11 protein-coding genes are annotated in these 13680 nt (G+C 44.2%); 7 read left to right on the forward strand and 4 right to left on the reverse strand.

What is annotated here, in order from left to right:
- Positions 1 to 73 precede the first annotated feature (73 nt).
- From hpt to MNR06_RS15095, 3 genes are read right to left on the reverse strand one after another with little or no spacing between them, the layout of a single operon-like run.
- Positions 74 to 604, reverse strand: coding sequence for a hypoxanthine phosphoribosyltransferase (gene hpt / locus MNR06_RS15085; RefSeq protein WP_243537254.1), 531 nt, complete (start codon positions 602 to 604; stop codon positions 74 to 76).
- Positions 605 to 635: 31 nt separating this feature from the next.
- On the reverse strand, positions 636 to 1424 hold the full coding sequence (locus MNR06_RS15090) for a uracil phosphoribosyltransferase (RefSeq protein WP_243537256.1): 789 nt from the start codon (positions 1422 to 1424) through the stop codon (positions 636 to 638).
- 18 nt (positions 1425 to 1442) lie between these two features.
- Entirely contained in the window at positions 1443 to 2408 is a 966-nt protein-coding gene (locus tag MNR06_RS15095) for a hypothetical protein (protein WP_243537258.1), read from the reverse strand.
- Between the two features lie 230 nt (positions 2409 to 2638).
- Between MNR06_RS15095 and rsmH the strand changes: the two genes are divergently transcribed.
- The 5 genes from rsmH to MNR06_RS15120 all read left to right on the forward strand — a co-directional run bounded on the left by rsmH (position 2639) and on the right by MNR06_RS15120 (position 10036).
- On the forward strand, positions 2639 to 3625 hold the full coding sequence (gene rsmH / locus MNR06_RS15100) for a 16S rRNA (cytosine(1402)-N(4))-methyltransferase RsmH (protein WP_243537259.1): 987 nt from the start codon (positions 2639 to 2641) through the stop codon (positions 3623 to 3625).
- Positions 3606 to 3938, forward strand: a complete 333-nt coding sequence (locus MNR06_RS15105) for a histidine kinase (protein WP_243537261.1) — start codon at positions 3606 to 3608, stop codon at positions 3936 to 3938. Before rsmH ends, MNR06_RS15105 begins: the two co-directional genes overlap by 20 nt.
- On the forward strand, positions 3939 to 5921 hold the full coding sequence (locus MNR06_RS15110) for a penicillin-binding transpeptidase domain-containing protein (RefSeq protein WP_243537263.1): 1983 nt from the start codon (positions 3939 to 3941) through the stop codon (positions 5919 to 5921). It abuts the gene before it with no gap.
- 53 nt (positions 5922 to 5974) lie between these two features.
- Positions 5975 to 8311 carry a phosphoenolpyruvate carboxylase gene (locus tag MNR06_RS15115; RefSeq protein ID WP_243537264.1) on the forward strand — a complete coding sequence of 779 codons (2337 nt, stop codon included), beginning with the start codon at positions 5975 to 5977 and terminating at the stop codon, positions 8309 to 8311.
- A 123-nt stretch (positions 8312 to 8434) separates the two neighbouring features.
- Positions 8435 to 10036: a RecQ family ATP-dependent DNA helicase gene (locus tag MNR06_RS15120; protein WP_243537265.1), complete on the forward strand. Its 1602-nt coding sequence runs from the start codon at positions 8435 to 8437 to the stop codon at positions 10034 to 10036.
- On the opposite strand, the gene MNR06_RS15125 is transcribed toward MNR06_RS15120, so the two are convergent.
- Positions 10033 to 10716 carry an alpha/beta hydrolase gene (locus MNR06_RS15125; RefSeq protein ID WP_243537266.1) on the reverse strand — a complete coding sequence of 228 codons (684 nt, stop codon included), beginning with the start codon at positions 10714 to 10716 and terminating at the stop codon, positions 10033 to 10035. The genes MNR06_RS15120 and MNR06_RS15125 overlap by 4 nt on opposite strands.
- Positions 10717 to 10763: 47 nt before the next feature.
- Between MNR06_RS15125 and MNR06_RS15130 the strand changes: the two genes are divergently transcribed.
- Positions 10764 to 12260 (forward strand): UDP-N-acetylmuramoyl-L-alanyl-D-glutamate--2,6-diaminopimelate ligase, encoded by a 1497-nt coding sequence (locus MNR06_RS15130; protein ID WP_243537267.1) that lies wholly within the window; start codon positions 10764 to 10766, stop codon positions 12258 to 12260.
- Positions 12261 to 13679, forward strand: a complete 1419-nt coding sequence (locus MNR06_RS15135) for a UDP-N-acetylmuramoyl-tripeptide--D-alanyl-D-alanine ligase (protein WP_243537268.1) — start codon at positions 12261 to 12263, stop codon at positions 13677 to 13679. It begins immediately after the preceding gene.
- Position 13680: the final 1 nt, after the last annotated feature.

The following is a 13680-nucleotide window of genomic DNA, read 5'->3' on the forward strand; positions in this document are numbered from 1 at the left end:
GAAATAAAAAAAGGGAGCTTTTAGAGCTCCCTTTTCTATTCACTAAATGTCGGTGCTGCTCCAGCGTCCGCCGTTATTGGAAGTTTTGAACTTGGGCGATGTATGGAAGGTTGCGGTAGTAACCTTGGTAATCAAGGCCGTATCCAACTACGAAGTCGTTAGGAATTCTGAAACCTACGTGGTCGATATCGCATTTCACTTTGAGTGCATCTGGTTTTTCAAGAAGCGCGATTGTTGTAAGGCTTTTTGGTTTGCGAGAGTTGATTGAGTTTTTCAAGTAATTCATCGTTAAGCCTGTGTCGATGATGTCTTCAACCAGAATAACGTGGCAGTTTTCAACGGGGCTTGCTAGATCCAAAGTTACTTTCACTTCGCCAGATGATGAAGTTCCACCGTGGTAAGAAGCCACACCGAAGAATTCGCAAGTGATGTCAGCTTCGATGTTGCGGATAAGGTCAGAATAGAACATGAAAGAACCCTTAAGAACACACACTGCGACTACTTTTTCATTTTTATATTTTTTAGAAAGAAGCGCGCCCAGTTCTTTTACTTTTTCCTGGATTTGTTCTTCAGTGATGTATGGTTTCAAGGTCAAGTTCGTCATCTTCGTTTCCTAATCTCGTATAAGTCTACGTTTATACAAAAGAGTTGTTCATGATTTCGCCGAATCCGCCGCCGCCTGGGACGATGTATTGCTTATCGTTCAAGCCGCGTTCCTGATCCCAAAATTGGCCAGGAATTGCATCTAAAACTGCCTGAGGGGATAGTCCTCGGTCAAGTCTTAAGGCATAGATTACGACGTCGGGGTGGGCTTTAAGTACATTCTTCAAATACTCTGGCGTCACGATCAAGTTTAAGGCGATAAATTTACGCGCCGGCCCTGCGATATGGGTCTTATAATGATTTACGGCCGTAACCATCGTGTTACCAGTTGCACCCATCGGATCAGGAAAAATCACGTGGGCATTCTTAACGTCTCCACCGATTTTCATGCCGCCAAATTCGGCGCCCGTCACAACCTCTTTGTTGTTTGTCACGCGAGCTGAAAAGATATGATCTTGGCGAATATTTAAAGCGGGCAAAGCATAGTGAAGAAAGTTGTAACAAATGTGGCTTGGGTAAGTTCCCGCACGGGCTAAATTCACTGTCACGGCTTTTTGTTCTGGCGCGATTCGACTGGTTTTTAGCCTCACGTCAGGATGATATTCATTCATGCGCGTGATGCTTTCAAACTTTTCAATCGCAAATTCGTTGTTAACTGTAATTGAAATCAGATGATTATAAAGAATTTCAACAATGCGGTTTACGTCGGGTTGAAAGCACTGAGGTGAACACAGTTGCGCTAGCAGTCCATTTAAAAAAGGGCTGTCGATAATATGAACTTGCGGACCATAACGATGGTCAAGCTCCCGTTGAAATTCCATGGTGGTGGCCTTTGGCAGTTAGTTGCCCTTTGCGAACTCTACAAAAATCACGAACTCGCTGTTTCCGTCTCTGAAGCGAGGGGAGCGCAAGATCTTAAAGATATCGATTGCCGTGAGTTCTTGTTCATTTTCAAGATTAGACTGAGTCGGCATCACTCCCGCCATAAAGAAGCCAGAGTCATTGCCGATTTCAAAAATGGCCGGAAAGGATTTGCGTTGGATCTCAAAGCCGCCGGATGAACCCATTTCTCTCCAGGTTCTTTGAATCTCCATGTTGCCGCGCAGGTTGTTGCCTTCCATTTCATTGATCTCAAAGAAAGTCGTTAGACCAATTTCAACGGAAGGATCGCGGCGATCTTTTAAACCATAAGACCATTGCAAAGTTTTAGAGTTATCGACCGTGCGTTCCTCTTTATGAAGAATCAAAATTTGCGGAGAAGTGATGGATCTTGAAATATTCGGCAGAATACCCGCAGAGTAATCATTGAAGTTCATGTACTGACCAGTAGAGCGGCTGTCGTTGACGATACGATTTAAAGTGCCACGTCCTACTTCTGCATAATAAACCACTAAACGAGGTCCTGTGGTTTTAGCAACCGCACGACCTTCTTTCCCAGGGGTGGCTGCCGCAGACAGTGCAGCAGTATCGGATTTATCAGCTGTTGGCGATCCAGCGGCAGTTACTTTTGTCGCTGTGATAGTTCCATCACTGGCATCGCTGTCGGGTTTTTGAGATGCTTGGTCTGTTGCTGTTGGCAGTTCCTCTAATTCACTGACTTCAGCCGGCGGAAGATTTTGTGCACCTTGGTTTATCTGTACAGTGGATTTTAAATAAGAAACCCGGCGTTCAAGACTTTGTTGGCCTTTTTGATAAAGAGTGATGCTAACACCACCCGCAACCACAGCTAATAATGACAATTGAACTAGTGGATTACCAAAAAACTTTTTCCATGCTGGGGGAGCTGCCGGACGGTACGTCTCCATATCTACGCCGCATTGGGCACAGTACTTATCTTTAGGTTGTTGAAACCCACACCGTGGACAGTTAATTAACATCGAAATTCACATCCTGATAAATTCTCGAAGAAATCTATACTTCAAGACTAAGGCAAAGCGACTTGACGCTCAATTAAATTATTCATAGCTTGAAAGTGGCCACAGAGTCTGCAATGCCATTTCTACTCTGTGATTTCCATGGAAGACAGGCAGGGACGATGAAAAAGTATAAACCAAAATCAGGCGAGAGAGTGGAAATCGTCACTGAAGTGATCCCGCCAAAGGTCGAGTTGCCATTCGAGTTTTGGCCTGAACACTATCCTGTTCTGCTTCAAGAAGTTCTCGCTGCGTTTTATCCGTATCGTGATAAACCAGAACCAAAATATTTTGATGGAACTTTTGGGCGCGGTGGTCACTATTCAGCAATGAAATTTGTGATCCCCCAGATGAAAGCCACTGTCATGGACCAAGATCTAGTGGCGGTTAATTTTGCAAAAGAGCGCTTCAAGACCGAAGTCGAGCAGGGCCAGTTAAACGTAATTCATGGAAATTTCTCGCAGTTTTCAGATCACAATCTAAATAAGTTTGATATGATGCTCTTAGATCTAGGTGTCAGTTCCCCGCAGTTGGACCAGGCGGAACGAGGCTTTAGTTTTTATCACGATGGCCCCCTGGATATGCGAATGAATCAGCAACAAGGATTGACGGCTGAGATGTTAGTAAATACGGCATCAGAGGATGAACTCATTCGAATCTTTAAAGAGTACGGCGAAGTGTATCGTCCGTCTCGTGTCGTGCGCGCGATTGTTCATGATCGCAAAATCAAAGCATTTCAATCTACCAGTCAGCTAGCGGGTCTTATCGAAAGAGTCGATGGTTGGCAGGTAAAAGGCCATCACCCGGCAACAAAATATTTTATGGCATTACGCTTGGCTGTGAATTCAGAACTTGAAGTCGTAGCTGAAGCATTACCTTCCATGATGAAAGCACTTAATCCCGGAGGACGCCTTGCCGTCATCAGCTTTCATTCATTAGAAGACCGCATAGTAAAAAACATCTTCCGCGCCGCGGAGGATTTTGGCAGATCTGTTTATAAAAAAGTGATTGTACCGACTCAGGAAGAGTGTGACATGAACTCCCGTTCGCGTTCAGCGAAACTACGGGTTTTTGAGAGGAGCGTTCAGGATGAACTCAAACAGCTTTAAGCAGCTCAAACCCTTCTTAAGTATTTTAGTCATTATCTTTACTTTGTTTTCCATCGTCTTCCTGCAAATGGAAGAGCGACGCATGGGTTATAGTGTTTTAAAACTGACCCGCGAACATAAAAAAGTGTGGGAAGAAAAAAGAGTCAAAGAAATTGCTTTAGCAAAAGTCACTCGTCCGCAATTGTTGGATTCTGTGGCTCAGCAGAAGTTCACTCTTAAAAAAGTACAAGCAAATCAGATCATCCATTTGGGTGGCCCGGTATCTACGAACATGGATCCTGTAGTTAAGAACGTTGCAAAAAAGGACCTGTAATTGAAATCACGTATAGTTATTATTTTTGTCGGAATTTTATTTCTGTGGTCGGCGCTTATTCTGCGCGCTGGTTACCTTCAATTTGCTCCGAATGATCGTTTGAATTCTTTGCAGAACCGTCAGTTCCAAACCAAAGTGACCTTGCAAGCGCGCCGTGGGGCGATTGTTGATAGCACCGGCCGTGACCTGGCGATGTCGACAACGGCTTATTCTTTGTATGCGGACCCAAAGCTTTTAGAAAACCGCAAAGCCGTCGCTAAAAAACTAGCGAAGGTTTTAAATCAGTCGCCTGAAGCTGTTTTTGCTAAGATCAAAGATGGTCATAGACGTTTTGTTTGGATTCACCGCATGTTGGACCAAGCAAAAGCCGATGAAATCAAATCCTGGGATATTCGCGGTCTTTCTTTTGTTGAAGAGTGGCGCCGTGTTTATCCAAACGAAACTTTGCTGGCGCAGACCATCGGATTTCTTGGCAGCGAAGGGCAGGGGCTTGAAGGTTTAGAGCTTTCTCATAATCAGTTATTAGCAGGGAATCAGAAAAAAGTTTCTGTGAAACGTGATGCGCGCGGCAGACCATTGATCAATGATGGCCTGATGTTTATTGAAAATCCCGAAGGCAGCGAACTTCGTTTGACCGTGGATACAGAGTTGCAATACCGCTTAGAAAGTGAACTTGCGAATGCGGTATCAACTTTCGAAGCGGATCATGCCGTCGGCGTAGTCCTTGATGCAAAAACATCGGCCGTCTTGGCATTAGCATCAGCGCCTACGTTTGACGTTAATAAAGCCATGAAAACGCCGGCAGAGTTTCGGCGAAATAAAATCCTTACGGATGCGTTCGAACCAGGCTCAACTATGAAGACTTTTGTTATCGCAGCAGCTCTTCGTGAAAATCTAATTCAACCCAACACGAAGTTTTACTGTGAAAAGGGGAGCTTTAAAGTCGGCGACAGAATTATTCGGGAAGCTGAAACAAAAGAGAAATTTGAAGACCTGACAGTGAGTGAGATCCTTGCGGTGTCTTCAAACGTAGGCACAACGAAAATCGCCTTTAAAATGGGTGCAGACCGTTTACGTCAGGGACTGTTAGATTTTGGATTCGGGCAAAAAAATGGAATTGATCTGCCAGGTGAAGCCCGCGGAATGGTGCAAGCTCTGCCTTGGCGTCAGCATTTATTAAGTAATATTTCTTTCGGTCACGGTATTTCTTCCACCCCACTTCAGGTGGCCAACGCTTTTGCGGCCATTGCAAATGGGGGTGTTTTAAATACCCCTTACATCGTGCAATCCATCCGCGATGCTGAAACCGGTCAATTAACAGAAACAAAAGTGAAGCCCATCCGCCGCGTTTTATCAGCTGAACAAGCAGCGCAAATGCGCGCGATGCTTGTTGGTGTAACGACGGGTATCGGTACAGGTGGTAATGCTCGCGTTGATGGATTTATGGTGGGTGGTAAAACGGGTACTGCACAAAAAGTAAATCCAAATGGTCGTGGGTATTTAAGAGGTGCTTACATCTCTAGTTTTGGTGGTTTCATTCCGGCAAATGATCCTAGATTTGTGATTTACATTGCGGTCGACACCCCAAGAAAAGCTTATTACGGTGCGACAGTAGCAGCTCCGATCTTTTCAAGAATTGCTTCTTATGCCGTTCGTAAAGAAGGAATTGCGCCATTGCCTTTAGCTGAAGAGGCTAAACCAGTGATAAAACGCAAAGTAGCAACGGTGACGAAACCTGCAATGGAAAAACCAGTTGAAAACAAAGTCATCATCACCGCAAACGAACTAGATAAAGTCACAGAAGTTCCAGTAGGTGAAACGGTTCCAGATATCATGAACTTAACAACCCGCGAAGTCCTTCGCCGTGTAAGTGGCCAAGATATCAAAGTAAAGTTCCAAGGCCAGGGCGTGGTTAGCGAAGTAGTTCCAAATGTAGGAACACAGTTACCAACGACAAAAGAAATCACAGTAATCCTTCGTTAGTTATTTCACAAACATAAGGTGTTCTTTGTTATTCACTCACGGATAGTTAGTGAATGACAAAGACACTTCCTAAAGAGCTGACTCAGTTAGTTGACTGGGCAGTCACACAACTTGGTAAAACCATTCGTGATGAACTAGGCGTACAAGAATTCAGACGTATTGAGCGGATTCGAATTTTTGTGAAATCCCCAAAAGGTCAAAAAGTTTCAGGCCTAATGCATTTAAAAGAAGAAATGTCAGGTTTAACCGAAGATCAGCGGTTTCAAATCGCCCACTCATTTTCCCTGATGCTTGAGATTATTAATTCGTGCGAGGCTGCTTACCGAACTTATCGGTTACGATCTGAAGCGGAACCCGAAGAGGCTATAAACGTTCATCATAAATATGGACGAACAGTTCATGTGTTAACAGCGCATCCAACGGAATCGCGATCTTCAGATGTGATTTATTATTTTAAGAAACTGCAAACGCTTTTAGAAAAGCATCTAGAGAATCCAACTAGCGTCGACCTGCAACAGCTGGAAGAAATTCTTAAGTGGTTATGGCGCTTGCCGATGTCTAAGCAACGTAAGCCCACCGTCATGGACGAAGCTGAATATATTTACACACTGGCTTTACAGAAGGAAATTTTAGATCTTGCGATTTCAAGGATTAAGGCAAAACAGCCTTTCTATCTTCGTACGTGGGTCGGCGGAGATAAAGATGGTCATCCTGGCGTCGATGAAAAAACCATGCTTGGCAGTTTACAAATGGCCCGGGGGTTCTTCTTAAAATACTTCCAAGAGCGTATTGCACATCTGCTTTTAGATTTAAAGCCTCTGCAGCACTCTGCAAATCAAAATAAAAAGCAAATAGATCGATTTTACACCCAGATAAAAAATCTTAAGAAAGATCTGACTTCTTTAAAGACGATTAAGCGCGGAGATGCGCAAAAGGTTCATGATGTTCGCGCTCAGCTTATATTCCTGACAGAAAGCTACCATGAAATATTCAATGTTGATTCAGCAACCCTGATCGATTTGCGCATTCTAATTGATACGTTTCCAGGTTTGGTGGTGCCGCTTGAAATTCGCGAGGAAAGTGGATTAGTTCATGAAGCATTGAAACAAAAAAAGCGTTTAGCCATAGCGCGGATGTTAAAACTATTATCATCAATTGCTCCGAAACATGATCCAAGGCTTTATGTTAAGGGTTTTATCTTAAGCCAAACGGAATCCGCTGACGATATCGCGGCAGGTATGGCCCTAGTAAAAAAACACCTGGGTATAGCGCGCTTACCGGTAGTTCCTCTATTTGAAAGTGCCCATTCGCTGCAAAACTCAGTGGCGATCATCAGCGAATTTCTTAAAGTTCCTGCTCGTCGTAAACTTATAGAGGAATATTGGTCGGGAAACGTCGAAGTGATGCTGGGTTATTCTGACTCAGCTAAAGAAAACGGCTCATGGCCCTCGCGTTACTTAATTTTCTCAGCCTTGCATGGATTAGAAAAAACTATTTCCTCTTACGGATTAAATCCTATTTTTTTCCATGGATCAGGTGGCAGTGTTGAACGGGGTGGAGGCTCTATTCAAGAACAAACTGAATGGTGGCCACAGTCAGCTTTAACCACCGTCAAAGTAACCGTGCAAGGTGAAATGATCTATCGCAATTATTCTCAGCCAGAAATTTTAGAGCGTCAGTTGCAACGTTTCACTGTCGCTAGGGATGAAGCAAAACATAAGGCCAGGGAAAATCACGCGAAACTTTTAGCGGTCCTAGCTGAGAGTGTGAAGGATTCCTATCAAAGCATTTTGAAAGAACCCGAGTTCTTAGACCTTATTGAAGCAGCGACGCCGTACTCTTATTTGAAAAATTTGAAACTGGGGTCGCGGCCAGCTAAGCGCCAAGGCCCCGTAAACTTAAAAGGTCTGCGCGCCATCCCTTGGGTATTATGCTGGACACAGACGCGCACACTTTTTCCAAGTTGGTGGGGGGTTGGCTCCTTCTGGGGCGCTCTATCTTCAATGGAAAAGACTCAATACAAAAAACTTTTTAAGCAATCGGCTTTATTCCGGTCTTACATCAAAGTCCTTGGCTTCACTCTAGAAAAAATTGAACTCGATATTTTTGAAATGTATCTGAAGTCGTCAAAACTTCCGGATGATGAAGTTCAGAAATTCATGAAGCGCTTCAACGACGAATACCGAAGCTGCCAGGTTGCCGTTAAAGAAATATCGCAAAAGCAAAGTCTTTTATGGTATCGCCCCTGGCTTGAAACCAGCATCCGACTAAGATCTCCGTTAATTCATCCGTTGAATGTTCTGCAGCTTTTAGCTTTAGAAGAAAAAAATATTCCTCTTTTAAGAGAAACCGTGACAGGTATTGCTAGCGGCATGATGACAACTGGATAAAATCGAAGCTCGGATTCAGCAAAACCCCGCGAGTCAAGCATTCCCTGGCCTTAGTATGGGCATTCCTTTGCTAGCGCGCTTTGTGAGGCGACGCGTTTCAAGTTGCCGCAAGGGGTGTTCTAAGTGAAAGTGTCAACCATGCAATCCAATTCTTTTGTGCACGGTTCTTCATCTGCGGATGCAGGAATTTTAAATAAATATTTTAATCTGCCCCAGTTTCGCCGTGGTCAAAAAGAAATTATTGAAGCCGTTCTGCAAAAAAAGGATGTACTAGCAGTGCTTCCCACGGGTGGTGGAAAGTCGCTTTGCTATCAATATCCGGCCGTGCACTTTCAACAGTTAGTGATCGTTATTTCTCCGCTGATTGCCTTGATGAAAGATCAAACCACAGCCCTTAAAAGATTAGGTATTCCATCGGGATGTTTGCATTCCGGCCAGTCAGATGATGAAAAAAGAGAAGTTTTTGCAGAGCTGAATAAAGGCGGACCCTTCATTTTATATCTTTCACCAGAACGGGCGCAAAAAGAAGGTTTCCAGAAATGGATTCAGCAGCGCCCAATTGCTCTTTTCGCAGTGGATGAAGCGCACTGTGTTTCGCAATGGGGTCATGACTTCCGTGAAGAATATGCCCAGCTCAATGTTTTAAAGAAACTTTGTCCTGAAGTTCCGATTCTTGCGCTGACAGCTTCGGCAACACCCACAGTACTTGACGATATTTCTAAGCATCTAAAGCTTCAGACACCTGAACGCATGGTCCATGGGTTTTATCGCTCAAACCTTTATTACCAAGTAGAACTTTGTGAAAACGAAGAAGCCAAATTAGAATTCCTTTTACAAAGCCTTAAACAAACTCCAGAAGGTCGTATCATCATCTATTGCGGAACTCGGCGTGTGACCGAATCGACTGCGGAACTTTTGCAGAAAAAATTTAAACAAGTTGGTTTTTATCATGCCGGTCTTTCGCCAGAAGTCCGTGCGCAAACCCAAGACGCTTATACGAAGGGTGATTTAAGAATCTTAGTCGCTACCAATGCCTTTGGCATGGGAATCGATCAGCCCGATGTGCGTTTAGTGGTGCACTATCAAATTACAGCCAACATCGATGCCCTTTACCAAGAAATGGGGCGTGCTGGACGTGACAGTGCAAATTCAACTTGTCTGACGCTTTATTCGAAAAAAGATAAAGGTTTGCAGTCTTACTTTATCCATAGCTCTGAAGCACCAGAAGAAATTAAAAGTGCCCGTTGGCGCAATCTAGAAGCCTTAGTGAATTATTCTGAAGGCAGCGAATGCCGTCATGCAGAGATTTTAACTTATTACAAAGACTCCCAACGTATTGAACGTTGTGGTCATTGCGATAACTGCGATCCAAAGTCCCATCGCAAGGTCGTGAAGCCTGCAATACCTGCGATGATGTTTGATCAGACCCTGGATAAAATAAAAACGACGCTAAAGAAATCCAAAAAACAAAAAGCCACAGAGGCAGATTTGGTTATGGATGCCAAGCAAGAAGCGCGTTTTGAATTATTGAAGAAATGGCGTAAAGAAAAAGCTAAGGAATTAGATGCGCCGGCCTTCGTTGTGTTTAGTGATCAAACGCTGAAACATCTGGCTATTAAAAATCCAAAAGATCTGAATGATATGAGAGCTGTCCACGGTGTTGGCGATCACAAACTAGAAAAGTTCGGAAAAGAAGTTATCTCCGAACTTTTCATGTCGAACTAAATTTCCAAGCTGTTTAAGTATTCACCGATCTTTGTGATGACTCCTGGCGGGATTTCGTGACCACCGCGGAAACCACTTAATGATCCCTTCATGCCGTTTTGGGTAAGAAGGGTTTCAAGTTTCTGCGCTTGTTTAAAGCCCAAGATTGGATCACCCTCACCATGGCTTTGGAAAAACTTTTGACCCGCGCGGGCAGGGATTAGTTTTTTCCATTCTTCCTGGTGAACTAAGGTTCCTGACATAATAATTAAACCCGCTGGATTCTCAGGGGCTCTAAGATAAATTTCTGTTGCTAACATCGCGCCTTGGCTGAAACCACCAAGAACCACTTTGCTCCATGGGATCTTCATTTGTTTTAGCATTTCTGAAGCCATGTCAAAGGCTTTTGACATTCCCTTTGGAGTGTCATTGCTAAAGTCACGATGCTCGCCACGTTCTGCGGCTCGTTGAATTTCCATCATATCGATGGTCCACCAAGCTCGTCCCATCCACGCAGGGCCAATGGGAACTTCTAAAATTCCGTTGGGGAAAAGCCAATTGAAGGTCTTTTTTTGAGGGATCATTTCGGCTAGCGAAAAAAGATCATTCGCATCAGCGCCGAATCCGTGAAAAAAGATAACCCAAGGTGCGTTATCGTCCTTATTTATTTCTTGGCAATGTATTTTTCCGAGTTGTCTCATAACTTCGTCATACGCTACTCTTAAATGCAGGTCTAGGGCGAAATACAATGAAATTAAAAGATCTTTTTTCAGTCATTCCTGGTGTTCCGGATGCGGCTCTTTCTTCAGAGCTGGAAGTTTCTGGCTTATTCAACGACGGCAGAAAAGTAACGCAAGATTCTGTGTTCGTTGCGATTCGCGGAAGCCAGCACGATGGCCACTCCTTTCTTGGCGATGCCGCGAACAAGGGGGCTGCCGTATTAGTGGTTGAAGACACAAGTTTAGTTCCTGCAACCTTCCAAGGCCTGGTTGTAAAAACTGAAAACACCCGCGAAGCTTTAGATCTTTTATCAAGCCGAATTCAAAACGATCCAGGTGAAGAATTATTCTGCGTGGGGGTGACGGGAACCAACGGAAAAACTTCAGTCACCTATATGACCGAAGCTATTTTAAATGCCGGAAACATCCCCACTGGAGTCATCGGCACCGTGAACCATCACCTTTTAGACAAAGTATGGCCGTCAGATATGACGACGCCGGATCCTATTTTCCTACAAAAAAGATTGCGCGAATTCCGTGATTCCGGAGCTAAAGCCGTCGCGATGGAAGTATCTTCTCACGCTCTTGACCAAAAACGCGTGCACAGTGTTCCATTTAACACGGTGATCTTTACGAATTTGACCCGTGATCATTTGGATTATCACCAAACCATGGAAAACTATTTTGAAGCCAAGCAAAAGCTTTTCACAGACTTGCTTTGGAAAACTTCAAAACCATCGACTTTTGCCATCGTCAATATCGCCGATAAATACGGCCGCCGCTTAAAGGTTGCAGACCCTGCGACGTTGTGGACCTATGGAACGGATGATTCAGATCTTCGCTTTGAAATTTTAAGAATGGATTTTGCGCTGACCCGATTTAAAGTCATCACGCCAAAGGGCGAAGGTGAAGTTGAACTGCCAATGTCAGGCAATCACAATGTGATGAATGCAATGGCAGCACTGGGAGCGGGTTTATCTGCTGGCGTTCCACTAGAAGTATGTATCAAGGCATTAAATAGTTTCACAGGCGTGCCGGGGCGATTGCAGTCGGTGCCTAATTCGAAAGATCTTTCGATCTTTGTCGATTATGCTCACTCGCCGGATGCATTAGAAAATGTGCTGACGGCGTTAACGCAAGTTCGCGAAAATTTGAACTCGCACGCGCGTATTTGGACTATCTTTGGCTGCGGTGGAGATCGCGACAAAGGAAAGCGCCCGTTGATGGCGCAAATGGCATTAAAATTTTCTGATCATGTTGTTGTTACTTCAGATAATCCGCGAACAGAAGACCCTAAAACCATCATCAACGATGTTGTGACGGGTTTATCAGCAAATGATTCAGAAAAAACAACGGTGATTATTGATCGTAAAGACGCGATCTTTGAAACCGTAAAAAAAGCGGCTTCAGGCGATGTGATTTTGATCGCAGGCAAGGGCCATGAAGATTATCAAATTATCGGTAAAGAAAAATTCCCCTTCAGTGATGTGAAGGTGGCGCAAGAGGCGTTAAACGGGAGAATCTAAATGAGAGCCATGGACGTGCAAACCATCATCAAAGTCACCGGTGCGCAATCAGTCAGCCTGAAAGAAAAAAACTTTGCCGGCATCGGCACTGACACTCGCGTGGACTTAAAAGGCCAGCTTTTTATTGCGCTAAAAGGTGAAGCTTTTGATGCCCACAAGTTTCTGGATAAAGCCGTTCAGCAAGGTGCCGCAGCTTTGTTGGTTCATGAAGAAAACGAACAGACCAATAAACTTAAAGGCCAAGTCACTATCTTAAAAGTGCCTGACACTTTAAAAGCGTTGCAAAGACTTGGCACCTACGCGCGCCGTGAAGCCAAAGCCACAGTAATCGGTATTACAGGTTCGAATGGAAAAACCACGACCAAAGAATTCTCTGCCGCATTGATCGGCACAGTTAAAGACGTTCACTATAACAAGGGAAGCTTTAATAACCATTGGGGAGTTCCCTTCACACTACTGCAATTGCCACCAACCAAAGACGTAGCCATTGTTGAAATGGGTATGAATCACGCAGGCGAAATCACCGAGCTTGTTAAAATTGCAGAGCCTGACGTTGTAGTGTGCACCATGGTGGGAAGAGCCCACATGGAATTTTTTGGCTCCATCGAAAAAGTAGCTGAGGCCAAAGAGGAAATCTACGAAGCAGCTAGCACGAACACTTTAAGAGTTTACAATTTAGACAATGCCCAAACTCACAATATGTTTGTGAAAGCTTCAGAGAAATATCCAAAAGAAAAGCTGATCACTTTTTCTTCTGAAGATCCAAGGGCTGACGTGCACTTTGTGATTTCTTCGATGAGCATGACGGAACTGACGATCAAAGGAAAAATTAAAGGCAAAGAGGGCGCAGCGAGAGTACAAGTCTTCGGTGCGCAAAACCTCACAAACTTAATGGCAGCTGCTTCCGTTGCTTTAGCCGCTGGGTTAACCCCAGAACAGATTTGGAACGGTCTTCCACAATGCAAAACAAATTGGGGTCGTAACCAGTTAGTGCATTTAAAGTCCGGAGCGCAAATGATCTTTGATGCCTATAACGCAAACCCAGACAGCATGAAGGCGTTGATCGATAATATGAAGCTGTTGTCAGTGCCAGGTAAAAAAGTGGGTGTCTTCGGGCAAATGCGTGAGCTTGGTAACGAGTCAGCGGCTTTACATGAAGAACTAGGGACTTGGGTTGGTTCTGCCGGTTTCGATAAAGTTTATTTTATCGGAGATGATTTTTCTGCCTTCAAAAATGGTCTTTCTAAATCAGGCTTTAGTAAACCAGCTTCGGTAGAAAAAGATTTCCAGGAATCTTCAGGTAAAGATCTTGCGGAACTTTTGCGCGAAGGCGACATTGCCGTCGTTAAAGCATCCCGAGGAACCAAGCTTGAACGCTTCGTTTATCCTTGTGAGCCTTTGGATTTTGGCGAGAAATAAT

Source organism: Bdellovibrio reynosensis, from assembly GCF_022814725.1.
Taxonomy (GTDB): Bacteria; Bdellovibrionota; Bdellovibrionia; order Bdellovibrionales; family Bdellovibrionaceae; genus Bdellovibrio; species Bdellovibrio reynosensis.

Excerpts from the sequence above, each read along its gene's own strand:
- MNR06_RS15095 (WP_243537258.1), bottom strand. The coding sequence starts at position 2,408 with ATGGAGACGTACCGTCCGGCAGCTCCCCCAGCATGGAAAAAGTTTTTT.
- MNR06_RS15125 (WP_243537266.1), bottom strand. The coding sequence starts at position 10,716 with ATGAGACAACTCGGAAAAATACATTGCCAAGAAATAAATAAGGACGAT.
- MNR06_RS15115 (WP_243537264.1), top strand. The coding sequence starts at position 5,975 with ATGACAAAGACACTTCCTAAAGAGCTGACTCAGTTAGTTGACTGGGCA.
- MNR06_RS15105 (WP_243537261.1), top strand. The coding sequence starts at position 3,606 with ATGAACTCAAACAGCTTTAAGCAGCTCAAACCCTTCTTAAGTATTTTA.
- MNR06_RS15090 (WP_243537256.1), bottom strand. The coding sequence starts at position 1,424 with ATGGAATTTCAACGGGAGCTTGACCATCGTTATGGTCCGCAAGTTCAT.
- hpt (WP_243537254.1), bottom strand. The coding sequence starts at position 604 with ATGACGAACTTGACCTTGAAACCATACATCACTGAAGAACAAATCCAG.
- rsmH (WP_243537259.1), top strand. The coding sequence starts at position 2,639 with ATGAAAAAGTATAAACCAAAATCAGGCGAGAGAGTGGAAATCGTCACT.
- MNR06_RS15135 (WP_243537268.1), top strand. The coding sequence starts at position 12,261 with ATGAGAGCCATGGACGTGCAAACCATCATCAAAGTCACCGGTGCGCAA.
- MNR06_RS15130 (WP_243537267.1), top strand. The coding sequence starts at position 10,764 with ATGAAATTAAAAGATCTTTTTTCAGTCATTCCTGGTGTTCCGGATGCG.